Consider the following 18940-nt stretch of genomic DNA (forward strand, 5'->3'; position numbering starts at 1 on the left):
TAGGAGAGGACAAAATGAGCAGGATCGCATATTTATTCCCGGGACAGGGCTCCCAGTACATAGGAATGGGCAAGGAGTTCTATGATACTTACCCGGAAGCACAGGCGGTATGGAAGCTGGCAGACAAGGTGCTCCAGAATCTGTATTGGCAGGACAAGCGGGAAGTACAGGCGGAAAGCGGACATCCGTACTCCATGGAACAGCTGACCTTTGAAGAAAATCCTTATATCAACATTACGGAATATACGCAGATCGCCATGCTGACCATGGAAGTAGCAATTCTGAAAGTATTGGAGGCAAAAGGACTGAAAGCAGAGATGGCAGCAGGCTTAAGCTTGGGAGAATATGGGGCACTGGCTGCCGCTGGTGTGATGGAGCTGCCGGATCTGTTCCGGATCATCCGGATGCGTGGTATCTATATGCAGGAGGCCTATCCGGAAGGCGGAGCCATGGCAGCAATATTAGGACTGGACGGAGATGCTGTGGCAGCAATCTGCGGACAGACAGCAAAAGAAACCGGCAAAGTCGTCTCAGTGGCAAATTATAACTGCCCGGGGCAGATCGTGATCACCGGAGAGGCAGATGCAGTAGCAGCAGCATCGGAAGCGCTGAAAGAAGCAGGTGCAAAACGCTGTATCCCCTTAAAGGTCAGCGGACCGTTCCACTCAGCCCTGTTAAAAAATGCAGGAGAACAATTGGCAGAAGAACTGAAAAGCGTCAAGCTGTCAACCCCTTGGATTCCTTACGTGTCCAACGTAACAGCGGATTATGTGACAGATGCGTCACAGGTTGCGGAACTGCTGAAACAACAGGTATCCAGTCCCGTTCATTTCACCCAGAGCGTAGAGCGGATGATCGCAGATGGCGTGGACACTTTCATAGAGATCGGCCCGGGGAAGACACTCGGCAGCTTCGTACGGAAAATTGACAGAAATGTCAAAGTATACAATATCGAGAAACCGGAGGATCTGGACCGGGTGATGGAGGAACTGGCATGTTGACAGGAAAAAGTCTGACAGGACAAGTTGCTATTGTCACAGGGGCATCACGGGGCATCGGAAAAGCAGTGGCACAGGCACTGGCAGCAGAAGGAGCCACGGTGATCATTAATTATAACGGCTCTGCAGAGGCGGCGGAAGCAGTGGCGGAGGACATTCGAAGCCAAGGCGGCATGGCGGAGACTGTGAAGTGCAATGTTGCGGATTTTGCAGAGAGTGAAGCCTTTGTAAAGGCAGTAACAGAGAAATACGGCAGAGTTGACATCCTTGTCAATAACGCCGGGATCACACGGGACAATCTGATCGTGCGGATGACGGAAGAAGAATTCAATGCAGTCCTGGATACGAACCTGAAAGGCGCATTTCACATGATCCGGCATCTGACGAAGACCTTTATGAAGCAGAGATATGGGAAAATCATCAATATCTCTTCTGTCAGTGGCATCGTCGGGAATGCAGGGCAGGCTAATTATTCCGCCTCCAAGGCGGGACTGATCGGTCTGACGAAAAGTGTAGCGAGAGAACTGGCATCCCGGAATATCTGTGTGAATGCCGTGGCACCCGGATTTATCCGGACAGATATGACAGATAAGCTTCCGGAGGCGGTACAGGATAATGCGGTTGGACAGATCCCGCTTAAGAAAATGGGAAGACCGGAGGATGTCGCACAGGCGGTTCTGTTCCTGGCAGGAGATGCCTCGGACTATATTACCGGCCAGGTGCTGTGCGTGGACGGCGGTATGGCAATGTAAAAAATACCTCCGGCAACAGTAAAGCAGAATAGAAAATATGTCCGCTAACAGTACAGCAGGATAGAAAATAAGTCAGGACGCGAGGGAGTATATCACGTATGGGTAAAAATAGAAGAGTTGTAGTAACAGGCATGGGAGCTATCACTCCGATTGGAAACAGCGTAGAGGAATTCTGGAATGGTATCAAAGAGGGCAAGACCGGATTCGGTCCTATCACTTATTTTGATACTGCGGATTACCGTTGTAAGCTGGCGGCGGAAGTGAAGGATTTTGATCCCGCACAATATATGGACAAAAAATCCGCCCGCAGAATGGAGCAGTTCTGCCAGTTTGCTGTGGCGGCTGCCGGACAGGCCATCTCGGATGCTGGTCTTACTATGGAACAGGAAGATCCTTATATGGTGGGCTGCAGTGTGGGAAGCGGCATCGGAAGCTTACAGGCCATGGAGCGGGAATATGACCGCCTGAAGGAAAAAGGCCCCGGCCGGGTAGGCCCCATGCTGGTGCCTCTGATGATCTCTAATATGGCAGCAGGCAATGTCAGCATTGCCTATGGGCTGAAGGGCAAGAGCCTGAATGTGGTTACTGCCTGCGCAACCGGTACACATTCCATCGGAGAAGCATACCGTACGATCCAGTACGGTGATGCGGATGTAATGATAGCGGGAGGAACGGAAAGCTCCATTACCCCCATCGGAATTGCCGGATTTTCAGCACTGACAGCGCTGTCATTTAGTGAGGATCCGGAACGGGCATCCATTCCTTTTGACAAGGAGAGAAACGGCTTCGTCATGGGAGAGGGTTCCGCTATCGTGGTACTGGAAGAGCTGGAGCATGCAAAGAGGCGCGGGGCGAAGATCTATGCGGAACTGACCGGCTACGGCTGTTCTTCGGATGCTTATCATATTACATCCCCTGCGGAGGATGGCAGCGGAGCAGCCACCGCCATGCTGAATGCCTTAAAAGACGGCGGGGTGGCACCGGAAGAGCTTACCTATATCAATGCCCATGGAACCAGCACCCATCATAATGACCTGTTCGAGACCAGAGCGATCAAGCTGGCATTTGGAGAACATGCGTATGACCTGAAGATCAATTCCACCAAATCCATGGTGGGACATCTTTTAGGAGCAGCAGGTGCAGTGGAGTTTGTCACCTGCGTAAAAGAAATTCAGGAAGGCTATATCCACCGCACCGTGGGACTGCGTGAGACGGAGGAGGAACTTGACCTGAATTATTGCCGGGACAGCTACAAAGAAGAGGTGCCTTATGCATTGACCAATTCGTTGGGCTTCGGCGGACATAATGCGAGTCTGCTGTTGAAGAAGTACACAGAATAACTGCAGCAGATGTTCAAGACACAGGATAGAAGGCAGAGCATCAACGAGGACGATTGCAGAATGCGAGGAAGTAGTTGATACGACAGCATTCGCGGAACGGAGGAACAATGTCAGTTTATAACACCCAGGAAATCATGGAGATTCTGCCCCACAGACATCCCTTTCTGCTGATCGATACTATCGAGGAGCTGGAGCCCGGTGTTCGGGCAGTGGGACGAAAAAATGTGACCTTTAACGAACCGTATTTTGCCGGGCATTTTCCGGGGAATCCGGTGATGCCGGGCGTGTTGATCATGGAAGCACTGGCACAGACAGGTGCGGTTGCAATTCTGTCTCTGCCGGAGCATCGTGGCAAGACTGCTTATTTTGCCGGGATCGATAAGGCAAAATTCAAGCAGATGGTGCGCCCCGGAGACACCTTGGAGCTGGAGACCACCATTATCCGCAGTAAGGGACCGGTGGGTGTCGGGGAAGCGATCGCCACGGTAAACGGAAAACTGGCGGCGAAGGCAGAGCTTACCTTTGCGTTAAAATAAGAATAGTCTGCGGAAGTGATTTTTTATGAGCGGGACAGAGAGATAAAAGTGACGCAGAATAAGAGGTGCAGGTATGGGAAGTGTAGATACAGAAACAGAGATCAAATGCCCGAAATGTAAGAAAATGATAAACAGAGACCGGGCAGCGAAAAATAAATATGTCTGCTATGAGTGTGGTTATTATTTCCGGGTGAAGACCCACAACCGGATCCGCATGGTGGCAGACCGGAAAAGCTTTCAGCCCTGGTTCGAGGAGATAGAAGAGAGCAATCCACTGAAATATGAGGGCTATGAGGAAAAGCTGTCGGAGGCCAGGGAAAAATCCGGCGTAAAAGAAGCTGTGACCGTAGGTGAATGCGAGATCTACGGGGAAAAGGCTGTGATCGGCATCTGCGAATCCAAATTTATGATGGGCAGTATGGGGCATGTGGTCGGCGAGAAAGTCACCCAGGCGATTGAAAAGGCGACAGAATTGCGGCTGCCTGTATTTTTGTTCTGCTGTTCCGGCGGTGCGAGAATGCAGGAGGGAATCGTGTCACTGATGCAGATGGCAAAAACCTCCGCAGCGATCAAACGACATGGAGAAGCAGGACTTCTCTATGCGACTATTTTGACAGATCCCACCACAGGTGGTGTGACGGCCAGCTTTGCCATGCTGGGAGATGTGATCATGGCGGAACCGGGAGCCTTGATCGGCTTCGCAGGACCGAGAGTTATTAAGCAGACTCTGGGACAGCGCCTCCCTGATGGCTTCCAGACAGCGGAATTTTTGCAGGAGCATGGTTTTGTGGACGGTATCGTCCGCCGGGAGAATCTGAAGAAGACCTTATATTTCCTGATCACGACGCATCGGTGCAGTGAGGGGAATTATGCGGATTTTAAGAAAAATTTTGACTTCCATTTTGAACCTACGGAGATCGTGAAGGAACGGTCAATACTGACACTACCCAGAACGGCATGGGAAAAGGTCAAGACCGTCCGGAGAGTGGACAGACCGGCAGCAACCGACTATATTCCCTACATTTTCGATTATGTAGTGGAGGCTCACGGAGACCGTTATTATGGGGATGATAAAGCACTGGTAGGTGCAGTGGCATTCCTGGACGGGCAGCCGGTGACAGTGCTGGCAGATGTGAAGGGCAAGGATTTTGCGGAGTGTGCCAGACGCAATTACGGCATGCCCATGCCGGAGGGGTATCGTAAGGCACTGCGCCTGATGAAGCAGGCGGAGAAATTCAACAGACCCATTATCAGCTTTGTAAATACGCCGGGAGCTTTCTGCGGCGTGGAGGCAGAGGAGAGAGGACAGGGCGAGGCTATTGCCCGGAACCTGCTGGAGATGTCGGCCCTGAAGGTACCGGTATTGTGCATCCTTATTGGAGAAGGCGGCAGCGGCGGAGCATTGGCTACGGCGGTAGGCAATGAGGTATGGATGATGGAAAATGCCACATACTCGATCCTGTCTCCCGAAGGCTTTGCTTCTATATTATGGAAGGATGCTGACCGTGCCAGAGAAGCCAGTGAAGTCATGAATATTACATCCGAGGACCTGAAACGCCTCGGAGTGATCGAGAGGATCGTACCGGAATACGGCGGGGCAGACCAAAGTACCGTGGAAGCCATCGGCGGGTATCTCAAGGAACATATCAAGGAATTCCTGCAAAAATATACCGGCATGACCGGTGAACAGATCGCAGAGGAACGTTATGAAAGGTTCCGCAAGTATTAAAGCGGTAATGAGAGGTGATGTGGGATGAAGCACGGAAAAATGATCCTGGGGGAATTACATGCAGATATTCCCGTGATCCAGGGAGGCATGGGTGTGGGAATCAGCCTGTCCGGTCTGGCGGGAGCAGTGGCAGCCGCCGGTGGGATCGGCATTATTTCTACTGCCCAGATCGGTTTCCGGGAGCCGGATTTTGACAGAGATCCCATCGCCTGTAATCTGCGTACTATCGGAAAAGAAATAGAAAAAGCAAGACAGACCGCAAGAGGCGGTATCGTCGGTGTCAACATCATGGTGGCAACGCAGCGTTACGAGGATTATGTCAGGGCAGCAGTGCTGGCAGGTACCGACTGCATTATCTCCGGTGCCGGACTGCCGCTGGATCTGCCCGGAGTCGTGGCAGAGACGGAAAACGGAATGCCCGGGCGCAGCCACCGGACGATGCTGGCTCCGATCGTGTCGAGCACCCGTGCCCTGTCGGTCGTCACGAAATACTGGATGAAAAAATACGACAGAAAGCCGGACTTTCTCGTGGCAGAGGGACCGTTGGCAGGAGGACATCTGGGATTTAAGCGGGAAGAACTGGATGCTTACACACCGGAGAACTATGAGAGAGAACTTACGGCAATGATCCGGCAGGCAGCAGAACTGGAAATTCCACTGATCGCTGCAGGCGGTATTTATGACCGGAGGGATCTGGAGCATTGCCTGTCCCTGGGGGCAGCAGGTGTCCAGCTGGGAACCAGGTTCGTGACCACCGAAGAGTGTGATGCGGCAGATGCATACAAGCAGGCATATCTCAGCGCACGGAAAGAAGACATTGTCATTGTGAAAAGCCCGGTGGGAATGCCAGGCAGAGCTATACAGAATGCTTTTCTGGAAAAGGTGGCGGCCGGGGAACGGTTTATGACCGGATGCAGACATTGCATTAAGACCTGCGATCCGAAGACAGCACCGTATTGCATCACCAGAGCATTGATCAATGCGGCAATGGGAGATGTGGATAATGGACTGCTGTTCTGTGGCAGCAATGCCTGGAGGGCGCAGAAAATAGAAAGAACAGTGGATATCATGGAGGAAATGGCGTGAGGACCATAAGAATCACCGGAACCGGAAGTGCACTTCCGGGAAGGATCGTTACAAATAAAGAATTGGAGCAGCTGGTGGAGACATCGGATGAATGGATCCGGGAGAGAACCGGTATTGCTGAACGACATGTGTCAGTTGGCGAAACGGTTGTGACACTTGCGTCAGAAGCGGCCCGCAAAGCATTGGAACAGGCAGGAAAAACTGCAGAAGAAATCGATCTGATCCTGGTGGCAAGCTGTTCTCCGGAGCAGTATCTGCCCTGTTGCGCCTGCCAGGTACAGGCGGCCATCGGTGCGGTGAATGCATTGGCTTTCGATGTGAATGCGGCCTGCTCCGGATTTTTATTTGCCCTGAATACTGCGGATGCCTATCTGCGGACGGGACTTGCGGAAAATGCGCTGGTCATCGGCAGCGAAGTGTTGTCCAAGCTGGTGGACTGGACGGACCGGGGCAGCTGCATCCTGTTCGGAGACGGCGCCGGGGCGGTAGTTGTGGAGAGATGCAGGACGGAGTCTCGGGCGGTGGAATACAGTAACGCTTTGCCGGAGACAGAGAAAGGGATGCAGGAGACGGCGGAGGAGAAACGGATACCGGCAGCAGGAATTCTGGGACGGGTGCTCCACTCCGACGGCACCGGCGGTGGCGTCTTACAATGTGGAGCAAGAGAACTGGCAACCCCTTATGCAAGAACTTCGGCAGCAAAAACGGACCAAAACCAGCCGACGGACGGCAGGGAACATTATATTCAGATGGACGGACAGGAAGTGTACCGGTTCGCCACCAGACGGGTGCCACAGTGCATCGAGGAAGCACTGTCAGATGCCGGACTTACTGTGCCGGATATTGATATGTTCGTATTGCATCAGGCCAACGCACGGATTATTGATGCAGTGGCGAAAAGACTGCATGCAGACAGAGACAAATTCCCCACCAATCTGGAAAGGGTCGGAAATATGTCCTCTGCCTCCATTCCGGTGCTTCTGGATGAACTGAACAGGCAGAGAAAGCTGCACCGCGGCGACCGCATCGTTCTGGCGGGATTCGGAGCCGGGCTTACGATTGGGGCTTGCGTGATGACCTGGTAGACGGTATACTGATAACGACTAAGGACACGACAACGGCATGGACGCGGTCCGGTAGACAGGAAGCCTGCGGTCCGGGAGCATTGCCGGTATACCAGAGAGGCATTTATTGGGAAAACTATGGGAAAAAGCAACAACCGGGTATTGAATGAACTGCTAGTGAACCTGTTCCATAACGTGATGTATGCAGAGGCCAAAGCCGTAATTACAGAAGAATTCAAAGATATTACAAATAATGATATGCACATCCTCGAAGCTATCGGCATCGAGGAACCAAAGAGTATGTCCCGTATCGCTGGGGAACTCCACGTTACCGTGGGTACCCTGACCACGAATATGAACAGTCTGGAGAGAAAAGGATATCTCACCCGCAACCGCAGCACCAGAGATAAACGTGTAGTGCTGGTGACCCTGACAGAGAAGGGGAGAAAAGCTTTTTTCCACCACAGAGATTTCCACAGGAAAATGATCCACACCATCATACGGGATCTGGACGAGGAAGAAATGAAGACATTGATCAAATGTCTGGGAAAACTGGATATATTTTTCAGAGATGGCAATGCAGAGTGACCGGAGAGTTCCGGTTACTTTCAGACTGTAGACAAAGCTCCCTCACAGGAAGGAACTTTGTCTACAGTCTGAAACGAGATCAGTTCCTATGATCTTGTAAATTTTATGCGTGACTTCAGGGTCGCAGACAAAGGCGATGGAACTTAATATCAATATTTCCCAGAACCAAAGCGTTCATGAAAAAATCAAAAAAATAATCGGTTTAACCAATCTCGATGCACTGTATCTGACAGAAAAAGAGATTGAAAATATCTTTGAGTTCACCATGCTGATTGACAGCTGAGTACTAGGTTTTGAGAGAAACGACGGAAGTCAGGTGATATTGCACAAGACTGAAAAGCGCAAGACGGTATTCAGCATTTTTGCCAACAACCAACTTTTACAAAAAAATAGTAAATGGTAAAAGTGCATAATAAATGCCCGCGAAAATCCGGCGATGTGCCAAAAAGAGACGAAATAGCAAGATTGTAAAACAAGTGAGCAAGATAATGATTGCTAAAAAACTGGAAAAGCACTACACTTAAATCACCGCGAAAGGGAGGTAATCCCGACACAGAATTTACACTTAGGAGGAAAACACGAATGAAGAAGATTGTTGCACTTTTGATGGCTTCTGCTATGGCAGCATCTCTGGCTGCTTGTGGTGGCAATACTCAAAACTCGGAGGCTACCTCTGCTACTCCTGCTGAATCCACGGCTGCCGAGTCTACGGCTACCGATGGCAAGAAGTACGAGGGCGTTGAGTTGACCATGTGGTCCATGTGGTCTGCCGGTGAGGTTCAGGCAGCCGCAATTCAGGCCGCCGCCGACGCTTTCGAGGCTGAAACCGGCGCACAGGTCAACATCGAGTGGAAAGGCCGTGATGTCAACACCCTGATTTCTGCCGCACTGGAATCTGGCGAAAAGCTTGACATTTTCGAGGATGATTACAACCGTATCGGTCACGCTTATGCCCCGTACACCTACGACCTGACCGAGATGGCAGACGCTGTCGGTTATGATGACTTCAGCTACGCTTGCTTCAATGATCAGGCCAAAGAGTGGGCTGGTTATCTCAACTCCATCGTAGAGCAGCCCCAGATTGGCGGCATCTTCTACAACAAGGACATTTTCGATGCCTGCGGTATCACCGACACCCCCAAGACTTGGAATGAGTTCCTGACAGTCTGCCAGACCCTGAAAGACAACGGCTATGAGCCGCTGGCACTGGACGGTGCTTACGCAAACTTCAACTTCTACAACCATCTGGTCCGCCATCTGGGCGAGGACACCATTGCCGAGTTGGGTAAGAACGGTGGCTGGGCTGACAATGAAGCTGCTGTAACGGCTGCACAGGAAATCATTGATTTCGTGAACGCTGGTTATCTGGCCGAGGGCGCGCCCGATGCTTATCCTGCCAGCCAGACCAAGGTTGGCCTTGACACGGCTGCTATGGTTGCTTGCGCAAACTATGTCACTTCCGAGGTTGATGCTGCTGTTGGTGAGCCTGTAAACTGGGGATTCTTCAACTATCCTGAAGTCGATGGCAATGTTGATGCTTCTGCTTACGCCGGTGCAAACTCTCTGGCCATCTCCTCTTCCTGTGAGAACCCGCAGGCTGCATTTGACTTCATTATGACCATTGTTACCGGCACCTGCGGGCAGGAGCTGGTTGACAAGGGCGGTCAGATCCCCGCTGACACCCGCCTGAAAGAGTCTGTCCTGGCTGGCTCTGTTGAGACACTGAAGAATACCACCACCCCGATGAGCTGGTGTGGTTCTCTGAACACGCTGGACGACTGGTCCCTCATCAAGAGTTCCATGATCGAGCTGTTCGAAGGCAAGTACGCAACCGGCGCTGACTACTGCGCTTACTTGGATACCCTGTGCGACTAATCCTATAATAAATCATGGTACGCCGTCAAGCGATGCGGTTATAATGGATTTATTCAGGATTCCCTCGATCTGAATGGAGGCGGCACCTGAATGGGTGCTGTCTTTGCCTATGACATTTCATTTTTGAGGTATTACCAGTATGAAAAAGAACAAGACAATGATTTTCCTATTCATTCTGCCCATCGTTCTTTGCCAGTTGTTCATGTATGTCTATCCGGTCGTTCGGACGATTATCATGAGTTTCTTTAAGGTAGAGAGCCTTACGGCATCTACAAGTACATGGAGCTTCTATGGGCTGCAAAACTATTTCAAAATCCTGCGTAATGCCGGCTTTATCAGTTCCATGAAAAATATGGTGATGATTTGGCTGGTGGGCGGCATCATTACCATGTGCCTGTCTATGCTGATGGCCGTGATTTTGACCAGCGGCATCCGCGGCGCAAAATTCTTTAAGGCCGCCATTTATATGCCCAACATCATTAGTGCCGTGGCGCTGGCTACCATGTGGATTCAGTATGTGTTCAACTATGATTATGGTCTACTGAACCAGATCGTCAAAGTATTCGGCGGTGAGAATGTCCGCTGGCTGGGTACAGATCTGATTTTCTGGGCCATGATGATTGCCTTCATTTTTGGCAGCGTTGGTTACTATATGCTGATTTTCATCAGCGGCATCGAAAGTATCCCGCAGGATTTATACGAAGCTGCCACCATCGACGGCGCGAATATCTTTGACCGCTTCTTCCAGATTACGCTGCCCCTGCTGAAAGGTGTGATTCGCACCTGCGTTACTTTCTGGAGCATCAATGCGACTACATTCTTCCTGTGGACGAAGATGTTCTCCCCCATCAATACAGAAACGGCTACCATTGTGCCCGTTGTGTACCTGTACGATACAGTGTTCGGCGGCAAGGGCGTTGTCGAGCGCGATGCTGGTGCGGGCGCAGCGGTTGGCGTTGTGCTGACTTTGATTATCATTGCTGTGTATGTTATCACCAATCTGATCTTGAAAGATTCGGATCTGGAGTATTAAGGTAGGAGAGCGGTTATGGGAAAATATCACGATAGAATCAACTGGAAGAAAGAGCTTCGGCTTCTGCCCGGTTATATCATTGTTTGCGCATGGATCGCACTCACGGCTGCCATCCTGTTATGGATCGTCTGCGCCAGCCTTTCCTCAACAAAGGAAATTCTGACGGGCAGAGTTATGGACTTTTCCAATGGCCTGAAGTGGGATAACTACGTTACGGCTTGGAACACCCAAAATGTATCGCTGTATTTCTTCAATAGCTTGGTTTATGCCATTGTTTCCTGTGTGGGCGTGCTGCTGATTTCCGCGCCTGGTGCTTATGTGCTTTCCCGCTGGAAGTTCGTCGGCGGCAAGACCATCCGTATCGGCTTGGTCATTGCCATGAGTGTTCCCACTATTATGATCATCATGCCACTGTACTCTTTGGCTGTGCAGTGGGGCATCAAGGGTCGCGTGCTGTTGGTTGTGCTGTATATTATGCTGCGCGTACCGTATACCACGATTTACCTGCTGGATTTCTTCTCATCACTGTCCCGGTCTTATGAGGAGGCGGCCTACATAGACGGATGCAGCCATTCTCGGACGTTCTGGCAGATTATGCTGCCACTGGTTCAGCCCGCCATTATTACCGTTACGATTTTCAACTTCATGTCTGTGTGGAACGAGTTCTTCATGGCGCTGATTTTCACCACCAGCGATTCTATGACCCCTGTTGGTGTCGGTTTGTTGCAGATTGTCAATGCAATGAAGTATTCCGGCCAGTACGGTGCTATGTTTGCCGCAGTTATCATTGTGTTCCTGCCTACTTTCCTGCTGTATCTTTTCCTGTCTGAAAAGATTATTGTCGGGGCTACCAGTGGCGGCGTTAAGGGTTGATTTGACTTTCCTCCATTCAAAATATTACGTTTTAAGGAGAATCATTATATGAATGATGTAAGAAAAATGGGTCGTGTAACGATCCCCACCGATATGGACGCCGTCCCTGAAACCCTCGACCTGCTCAAGCGCTTGGGCGCGGATGCCATCCGCGACTGCGACGGCACCGAGTTCCCGCAGGAGTTGAAGGACACTGGCGCCAAGATTTATGCCACCTACTACACCACCCGCAAGGACAACGCATGGGCAAAAGCCAATCCCGATGAAACGCAGCAGTGCTACATTATGACGCCGTTCTACACCGCTGCGGACGATGCGCTGACCATCCCCCTGATGACGGGCATCAGCCGCGAACTGATGATGGTCAACGACCACGATGACATCACCCGTTTGTGGGAGGTCATCGACCGCACGACGGGCGAGCCTGTCCCCACCGCCGACTGGCACTATGATGCCGCCAGCGAAAGCGTTGTCATCGACGCCCCCGCCGCCTACCACGAGTACACGGTCAGCTTTTTGGCGTACCTGATCTGGGATCCCGTCCACATGTACAATTCGGTCATCAACGACTGGAAGGATGTCGAGCACCAGATCCCGTTCGATGTGCGCCAGCCCAAGACCCACGCCTACACCCTACGCCGCCTACGTGAGTATCTGGAAAGCCATCCCTATGTCAATGTCGTGCGCTTTACGACCTTCTTCCACCTGTTCACGCTGGTGTTTGACGAGCTGCGCCGCGAGAAGTACGTGGATTGGTATGGCTACTCGGCCTCTGTCAGCCCCTACATTTTGGAGCAGTTTGAAAAAGAGGTCGGCTATAAGTTCCGCCCGGAGTTTATCATCGACCAGGGCTACTACAACAACCAGTACCGTGTGCCCAGCAAGGAGTACAAGGACTTCCAGGCTTTCCAGCGCCGCGAGGTCGCCGGTCTGATGAAAGAAATGACCGACATTGTCCACGCCTACGCCAAGGAAGCCATGATGTTTCTTGGCGACCACTGGATCGGCTGCGAGCCGTTCATGCCCGAGTTTCAAAAGTCCGGCGTGGATGCTATCGTCGGCAGTGTTGGCAACGGCAGCACGCTGCGCCTGATTTCCGACATTCCCGGCGTCAAGTACACCGAGGGACGCTTCCTGCCCTACTTCTTCCCCGATACCTTCCACGAGGGCGGCGACCCCGTGCGCGAGGCCAAGGTGAACTGGGTCACGGCTCGCCGTGCCATCCTGCGCAAGCCCATTGATCGTATCGGCTACGGCGGCTACCTGAAGCTGGCCTGCGAGTTCCCGGAATTTCTCGATTATGTCGAGAGCGTCTGCAACGAGTTCCGCGAGCTGTACGAGAACATCAAAGGCACCACGCCCTACTGCGTCAAGACCGTGGCTGTGCTTAACAGCTGGGGCCAACAGCGCGCCTGGGGCTGCCACATGGTTCACCATGCACTGTACCAGAAGCAGAACTACAGCTATGCGGGTGTTATCGAGGCTCTGTCCGGTGCGCCGTTTGATGTGAAGTTCATCAGCTTTGACGACATCAAGGTCGACCCGAAGGTACTGGACAGCATTGATGTCCTTATCAACGTAGGCGACGGCGATACCGCCCATACCGGCGGCAAGGTCTGGGAGGATCCGGAGATTTCCTCCGCTGTCAAGGGCTTTGTCCACCGTGGCGGCGGTCTGATCGGCGTCGGCGAACCCGGCGGCCACCAGTATCAGGGCCGGTATTTGCAGCTGGCCGCGCCGCTTGGTGTAGAAAAAGAAACGGGCTTCACCCTGAACTACGACAAGTACAACTGGGACGAGCACCGCGATCACTTCATTCTGGCCGACTGCCCCGACCATGATGTGGACTTCGGCGAGGGCAAAAAGAACATCTTCGCGCTTGAGGGCACCGAGATTTTGATTCAGCGTGATAAGGAGGTCCAGCTGGCCGCCCACGAGTACGGTCAGGGTCGCGGCGTCTACATCAGCGGTCTGCCCTACAGCTTCGTGAACAACCGCGTGCTGTACCGAGCCATCCTGTGGGCCGCCCACGACGAGGCCGACCTGCACAAGTGGTTTAGCACAAACTACAATGTCGAAGTACATGCCTATGTCAAGAACGGCAAGTACTGTGTCGTGAATAACACCTACGAGCCGCAGGATACCACTGTTTACACTGGCGACGGCAGCAGCTTTACCCTGCACATGGACGCCAACGAGATCAAATGGTATAATCTATAAAGCAGGACAAGGGTGTGCCGCACTGTGCGGCACCCTTTGGCTGCAAAAACATTGATACGAGGTTTGTTATGGATAAACATCCTAATATTATCCTGCTTATGGCAGACCAGATGCGCGGCGACTGCCTTGGTATTGCCGGTCACCCGGATGTAAAAACGCCGTTCCTCGATGCACTGGCCGCCGAGGGCGTGCGGTATGAAAATGCCTATTCTGCCTGTCCGACCTGTGTTCCCGCGCGGGCTACGCTGTATACAGGCATGTCCCAGGAGCACACGGGTCGCGTCGGGTACGAGGATCTTGTGCCGTGGGATTATCCCCACACACTGGCCGGGGAGCTGAGCAAGGCCGGGTACTATACCCAGTGTGTCGGCAAAATGCATGTTCATCCGCTGCGCAACAACCTGGGTTTCCATGATGTACGGCTGCATGATGGCTATCTCCATGCCTACCGCCGCCCCACCACGCCCAGCTATGAGGATCAGCGTGTGGCCGATGACTATTATTGGTGGCTCAAACAGCAGCTTGGCGTGGATGCAGACCCGGTGGACACTGGTCTTGACTGCAATAGCTGGGTCGTGCGCCCCTGGATCTACGAGGAAAAGTATCACCCAACCAACTGGGTCGCCAGCGAGTGCCGAGACTTTCTGCGCTGCCGTGACCGCTCGAAGCCATTCTTCCTGATGGCCAGCTTTGTGCGGCCACATCCTCCGCTGGATGCCCCGGAGTATTACTTGAATTTGTACAAAGATGAGTCACTGGCCGAGCCTTGGCGCGGTGATTGGAACGACTGCGTCCGCTGGGAACGTGACAGCCACAGCTACCATGCCCAGACGGCACCTTCGGATGAAAGCTACATCCACCAGTTGCGGGCGGGTTACTATGCGGCCATCACGCACATGGATCATCAAATCGGGCGTTTAGTCTCCGCACTGGTGGAGGAGCAAATCATGGATAATACCATAATTCTGTTCGTGTCCGACCACGGCGAGATGCTGGGCGACCACCTGATGTTCCAGAAAGCAAAGCCGTTCCAGGGCAGCATCCGGGTGCCGCTGTTTATCTCCGGACCGGAGCGCTATGTGGGCAAGCATGGTACGGTTTGCACTGATTTGGCAGAACTGCGCGACGTCATGCCCACGCTGCTGGAGCTGGCGGGCGCACCGATTCCCGAAACCGTGGACGGCACGAGCCTGTTGCACCCCGTCGAACGCGAATATCTGCACGGTGAGCATACACTGGGCGAGGATTCCATGCACTTTATCCTGACGAAAAAGGATAAATATATCTGGTACTCTCAGACCGGGCGAGAGCTGTACTTCAACCTGCGCGACGACCCGAATGAGACGAAGAACGTGCTGGAGGAAAACCCAGAGCGCGTGACGGCGCTGCGCACTCTGCTGATTGATGCTCTAAAAAACCGTGAAGAGGGTTACACCGATGGGTACACCCTGCTTGTGGGCAAAACACCCGTGACCGTATTACAGCATACCGAGGTGCTATGAAGCAGCTTCAATTCCTGATTAAACCCGCAGCGGGCTACTGCAACATGCGCTGCCAATATTGCTTTTACCGAGATGAGCAGCAGAATTGCGTGAACCCCGACGACTGTATGATGTCACAGGCAACGACGGAAACGCTGATTTAACGCTGCTTTGCGGAACTTGAGCCGGGCGGCTTTGTTTCGTTCGCCTTTCAGGGCGGCGAGCCAACGCTGACCGGACTGGATTTCTTTTGTTTCTTTACGAAGACGGTGCGAAAGTACAACCAAAAGCACGTTGCCGTGCAATACGCTATCCAGACAAATGGTCTTGCCATTACCGATGGATGGGCTGATTTTTCAGCAAAGAACACTTTCTCGTAGGTATCAGCTTGGACGGCACCCCGGATGTGCATGATGCCCTACTCCCTCACACCGGAACTGTATGCGCAGTTCCTGTGCGCACTGTTCGACGCATGGTACCGCGACTGGAGAACCATCACCTATGTCAGCATCCGCCTGTTTGAAGATTATATTCAGCTACTTTTGGGTGGCCCGGCGGGAACTTGTTCCACGACCGGAACCTGCGGTGTCTACATGGTCGTGGAGGAGAGTGGCGCAGTGTATCCGTGCGACTTCTTCTGCTTGGATGCCTATAAACTTGGTACGATTCAAAACGATACCCTGCAATCGCTGCTTACCGGCGAAAAAATGCGAACGTTTATCACGGATGGCTGGCAGATACCTGCAGAATGTCAGCAATGCAAATGGGTACGGCTGTGCCGTGGTGGCTGCAAGCGCGACCGAAATACGGCAGCTGCAGCGCAGCGCAGTTGCTATTGCAACGCCCTACAAAAGTTTTTCGCCTACACGGAACCGCGCCTGTACGAAATGATCCGCGCTGTTCAAATGTATCACTGAAAAGGAGACCGATTCTATTGGACAAGAAAAATAAATACTGGCAGCTGTTTCTCTCTACCTTTAAGCTGAGCGCCTGCACCTTCGGCGGCGGCTTCGTCATTATCCCTTTGATGCGGGAGCGCTTCGTGAAAGAACTACATTGGATTGACGAGGAAGAAATGCTGGATCTAACGGCGATTGCCCAATCCAGCCCCGGCTCCATCGCCATCAATGCCTCTATTTTGGTAGGTTACCATGTGGCAGGTATCCCCGGCGCACTGATTACTGTGGTGGGTGCAGCACTGCCGCCGCTTATCATCATTTCCATCATCTCCGTGTTCTATCAGGCGTTCCGCTCCAATAAGTACGTGAGCATGACGATGGCCGGCATGCTGGCCGGGGTGGCGGCAGTCATCTTTGACGTCGTCATCAATATGATGTGGCCTATTCTGAAAAAGAAACGCTGGCTTCCCATTACGGTCATGCTGGCGGCTTTTGTGGCGACCCGCTTCTTCTCGGTGAACATCATCCTGATTATTCTGGTCTGTGGTGTCATCGGTGCGCTGGATACCCTGTATCTGCAAAAGCGGGAGGGCGACAAATGATCTACCTTGAACTGTTTTGGAGCTTTTTCCAAGTTGGCCTGTTCAGCATCGGCGGCGGCTATGCGGCTATGCCCTTGATTCAGAATCAAGTGGTGGATATTCACCCCTGGCTGACGATGACAGGCTTTGCGGACATCATGGCCATTTCCGAAATGACGCCCGGCCCCATCGCGGTGAACGCTGCGACGTTTGTTGGCATTCAGGTGGCGGGGCTGCCCGGGGCACTGATTGCCACGATTGGCTGTATTTTCCCGTCCTGCGTCATCGTCATGGCGCTGGCCTACATGTATTACCGTTTCCGCGGCCTTAGCGTTATGCAGGGCATCTTGATCGGGCTACGCCCCGCCGTCATTGCTATGATCGCCTCCGCCGGTATCTCCCTGTTATGCATGGCCCTGTACGGGCAGCGCACTTTCCCTGCGGAGTTTGGCAGTATGGATTTGATTGCAGTAGCTATTTTCCTTGTGGGCTTTTTTATTTTGCGCAAGTGGAATCCCAGCCCCATCAAGGTCATGGCGGGGGCCGCCGTGTCCGGCGTCGTGTTGTACAGCATCGCGGCATAAACGAAACCTGAGAGGATATTTTATGATGAATGAAATTTTGGCTGCATGGCAATGGAATGGCTCGGTGTCAGAGCCTGTTCCCTATGGCGAAGGGCATATCAATCAAACGTATGCCATTATGGTAACGTCTGCGCAGGGGGCAAAGCGCTACATCCTGCAAAAGATCAATACTGATACATTCAAGGACCCTGACGGTCTGATGGAAAACATTTGCGGCGTAACGGATTTTCTGCGCGAAAAGGCCAAACAGTGTGGGAATGACCCGGCACGCGCCACGCTCCATGTTGTGCTGACCAAAGCTGGAAAGCCTTATTACCGGGCCACCGATGGCAGCTGCTGGCGCATCTATGATTTTGTAGAGAACACCGTCTGCTTGCAGCAGGTGCAATCCGCCGAGAATTTTTACCAAAGCGCCGTAGCTTTTGGTGATTTTCAACACCAGCTTGCCGACTACCCGGCAAATACCTTGCATGAGACGATTCCTCACTTCCATGATACACCAAAGCGCTTCGCTGACTTTCAGTGCGCTGTAGCCGAGGATCGTATGGGCCGCGTAGCACAGGTGCAGCGTGAGATCGAGTTTGTTCGCGCTCACGAAGCAGATTACCATGTCATGGTGGACCTGCTGGCGGCTGGCAAGCTGCCGCTGCGCGTCACCCACAATGATACCAAGCTGAACAACATCCTGTTCGATAAAACGACCGGCGAGGGCCTTTGCGTTATCGACCTCGATACCGTCATGCCGGGTCTGGCCGCCAACGATTTCGGCGATTCCATCCGCTTCGGTGCCAACCACTGCGCCGAGGACGAAGCCGATCTCTCGAAGGTCAATTTCAGCATGGAACTGTTTGAAATTTACACGAAAGGCTTTTTGCAAGCTGCAGGAGAAGCATTTACTACATTGGAAAAGCAGACCCTGCCTTGGGGTGCCAAGCTGATGACGATGGAGTGCGGTATGCGCTTTCTTGCCGATTATCTGGAGGGCGACCATTATTTCCACATCAACTACGAACAGCAGAACCTCAACCGCGCTCGGACGCAGTTTAAGCTGACTGCAGATATGGAAGAAAACTGGGATGCTATGCAGAAGATAATTGAGAAATACTGCTAATAGACTTATTATGCCATTTTTGACTTTACGTTTTGCAAAATACTAAATAACGTCTTCTCCTTTTTATAACGCCCACGCCTGGCAAGCGCGGGCGTTTTTTACGTGTGCAGGATATCGAAATCTTTCGGAAATTACACGTAGGGTAAAGTTTTTGTAGGAAAAGTTAATAGAAAAAAGAAAGAAAGCACCG

Annotated in this window: 18 protein-coding genes; all 18 read left to right on the top strand. The window is 52.4% G+C overall.

Translation table 11 applies throughout. From position 1 onward, the window contains the following. Positions 1-14 precede the first annotated feature (14 nt). The 18 genes from fabD (at position 15) to ACLTOH_RS05750 (ending at position 18750) form a co-directional block, all read left to right on the top strand. The gene (gene fabD / locus ACLTOH_RS05665) at positions 15-1001 is read left to right on the top strand and encodes an ACP S-malonyltransferase (RefSeq protein ID WP_022312881.1); all 987 of its coding nucleotides are present in this window, start codon (positions 15-17) and stop codon (positions 999-1001) included. Further along, entirely contained in the window at positions 995-1750 is a 756-nt protein-coding gene (gene fabG, locus ACLTOH_RS05670) for a 3-oxoacyl-[acyl-carrier-protein] reductase (RefSeq protein WP_022312882.1), read from the top strand. The genes fabD and fabG overlap by 7 nt, the downstream gene beginning before the upstream one ends. Before the next feature lie 98 nt (positions 1751-1848). Further along, positions 1849-3090 (top strand): beta-ketoacyl-ACP synthase II, encoded by a 1242-nt coding sequence (gene fabF / locus ACLTOH_RS05675; protein ID WP_118731313.1) that lies wholly within the window; start codon positions 1849-1851, stop codon positions 3088-3090. Positions 3091-3197: 107 nt separating this feature from the next. Continuing rightward, the gene (gene fabZ, locus ACLTOH_RS05680) at positions 3198-3626 is read left to right on the top strand and encodes a 3-hydroxyacyl-ACP dehydratase FabZ (RefSeq protein ID WP_118668822.1); all 429 of its coding nucleotides are present in this window, start codon (positions 3198-3200) and stop codon (positions 3624-3626) included. A 73-nt stretch (positions 3627-3699) separates the two neighbouring features. Continuing rightward, a complete protein-coding gene (gene accA, locus ACLTOH_RS05685; protein WP_118668821.1) occupies positions 3700-5355 on the top strand; it encodes an acetyl-CoA carboxylase carboxyl transferase subunit alpha in 1656 nt (551 codons plus the stop codon). Positions 5356-5379: 24 nt separating this feature from the next. Continuing rightward, complete coding sequence (locus tag ACLTOH_RS05690; RefSeq protein WP_412223590.1) at positions 5380-6441, top strand: NAD(P)H-dependent flavin oxidoreductase; 1062 nt, start codon at positions 5380-5382, stop codon at positions 6439-6441. Then, a complete protein-coding gene (locus ACLTOH_RS05695; protein WP_412194787.1) occupies positions 6438-7526 on the top strand; it encodes a beta-ketoacyl-ACP synthase III in 1089 nt (362 codons plus the stop codon). Before ACLTOH_RS05690 ends, ACLTOH_RS05695 begins: the two co-directional genes overlap by 4 nt. A 117-nt stretch (positions 7527-7643) precedes the next feature. Next, the gene (locus ACLTOH_RS05700) at positions 7644-8093 is read left to right on the top strand and encodes a MarR family winged helix-turn-helix transcriptional regulator (protein WP_412194788.1); all 450 of its coding nucleotides are present in this window, start codon (positions 7644-7646) and stop codon (positions 8091-8093) included. Between the two features lie 136 nt (positions 8094-8229). After that, positions 8230-8376: a hypothetical protein gene (locus tag ACLTOH_RS05705; protein ID WP_337544918.1), complete on the top strand. Its 147-nt coding sequence runs from the start codon at positions 8230-8232 to the stop codon at positions 8374-8376. Positions 8377-8675: 299 nt separating this feature from the next. Continuing rightward, positions 8676-9968, top strand: coding sequence for an ABC transporter substrate-binding protein (locus tag ACLTOH_RS05710; RefSeq protein ID WP_148448117.1), 1293 nt, complete (start codon positions 8676-8678; stop codon positions 9966-9968). A 139-nt stretch (positions 9969-10107) separates the two neighbouring features. After that, positions 10108-11001, top strand: coding sequence for a carbohydrate ABC transporter permease (locus ACLTOH_RS05715; RefSeq protein WP_148448118.1), 894 nt, complete (start codon positions 10108-10110; stop codon positions 10999-11001). Between the two features lie 15 nt (positions 11002-11016). After that, positions 11017-11874 (top strand): carbohydrate ABC transporter permease, encoded by an 858-nt coding sequence (locus ACLTOH_RS05720; RefSeq protein ID WP_148448120.1) that lies wholly within the window; start codon positions 11017-11019, stop codon positions 11872-11874. A gap of 48 nt (positions 11875-11922) precedes the next feature. Further along, a complete protein-coding gene (gene gnpA / locus ACLTOH_RS05725) occupies positions 11923-14094 on the top strand; it encodes a 1,3-beta-galactosyl-N-acetylhexosamine phosphorylase (protein WP_148448122.1) in 2172 nt (723 codons plus the stop codon). A 68-nt stretch (positions 14095-14162) separates the two neighbouring features. Beyond that, positions 14163-15596, top strand: a complete 1434-nt coding sequence (locus tag ACLTOH_RS05730; RefSeq protein ID WP_148448124.1) for an arylsulfatase — start codon at positions 14163-14165, stop codon at positions 15594-15596. 383 nt (positions 15597-15979) lie between these two features. Further along, positions 15980-16492 (top strand): SPASM domain-containing protein, encoded by a 513-nt coding sequence (locus ACLTOH_RS05735; protein WP_148448126.1) that lies wholly within the window; start codon positions 15980-15982, stop codon positions 16490-16492. A gap of 17 nt (positions 16493-16509) precedes the next feature. Continuing rightward, positions 16510-17076 carry a chromate transporter gene (locus ACLTOH_RS05740; RefSeq protein WP_412223591.1) on the top strand — a complete coding sequence of 189 codons (567 nt, stop codon included), beginning with the start codon at positions 16510-16512 and terminating at the stop codon, positions 17074-17076. Beyond that, entirely contained in the window at positions 17073-17639 is a 567-nt protein-coding gene (locus ACLTOH_RS05745) for a chromate transporter (protein ID WP_148448128.1), read from the top strand. The genes ACLTOH_RS05740 and ACLTOH_RS05745 overlap by 4 nt, the downstream gene beginning before the upstream one ends. 22 nt (positions 17640-17661) lie before the next feature. Further along, positions 17662-18750 carry a phosphotransferase enzyme family protein gene (locus ACLTOH_RS05750; RefSeq protein WP_148448130.1) on the top strand — a complete coding sequence of 363 codons (1089 nt, stop codon included), beginning with the start codon at positions 17662-17664 and terminating at the stop codon, positions 18748-18750. Positions 18751-18940: the final 190 nt, after the last annotated feature.

The organism is Waltera sp. (genome assembly GCF_046969025.1).
GTDB lineage: Bacteria > Bacillota > Clostridia > Lachnospirales > Lachnospiraceae > Acetatifactor > Acetatifactor acetigignens.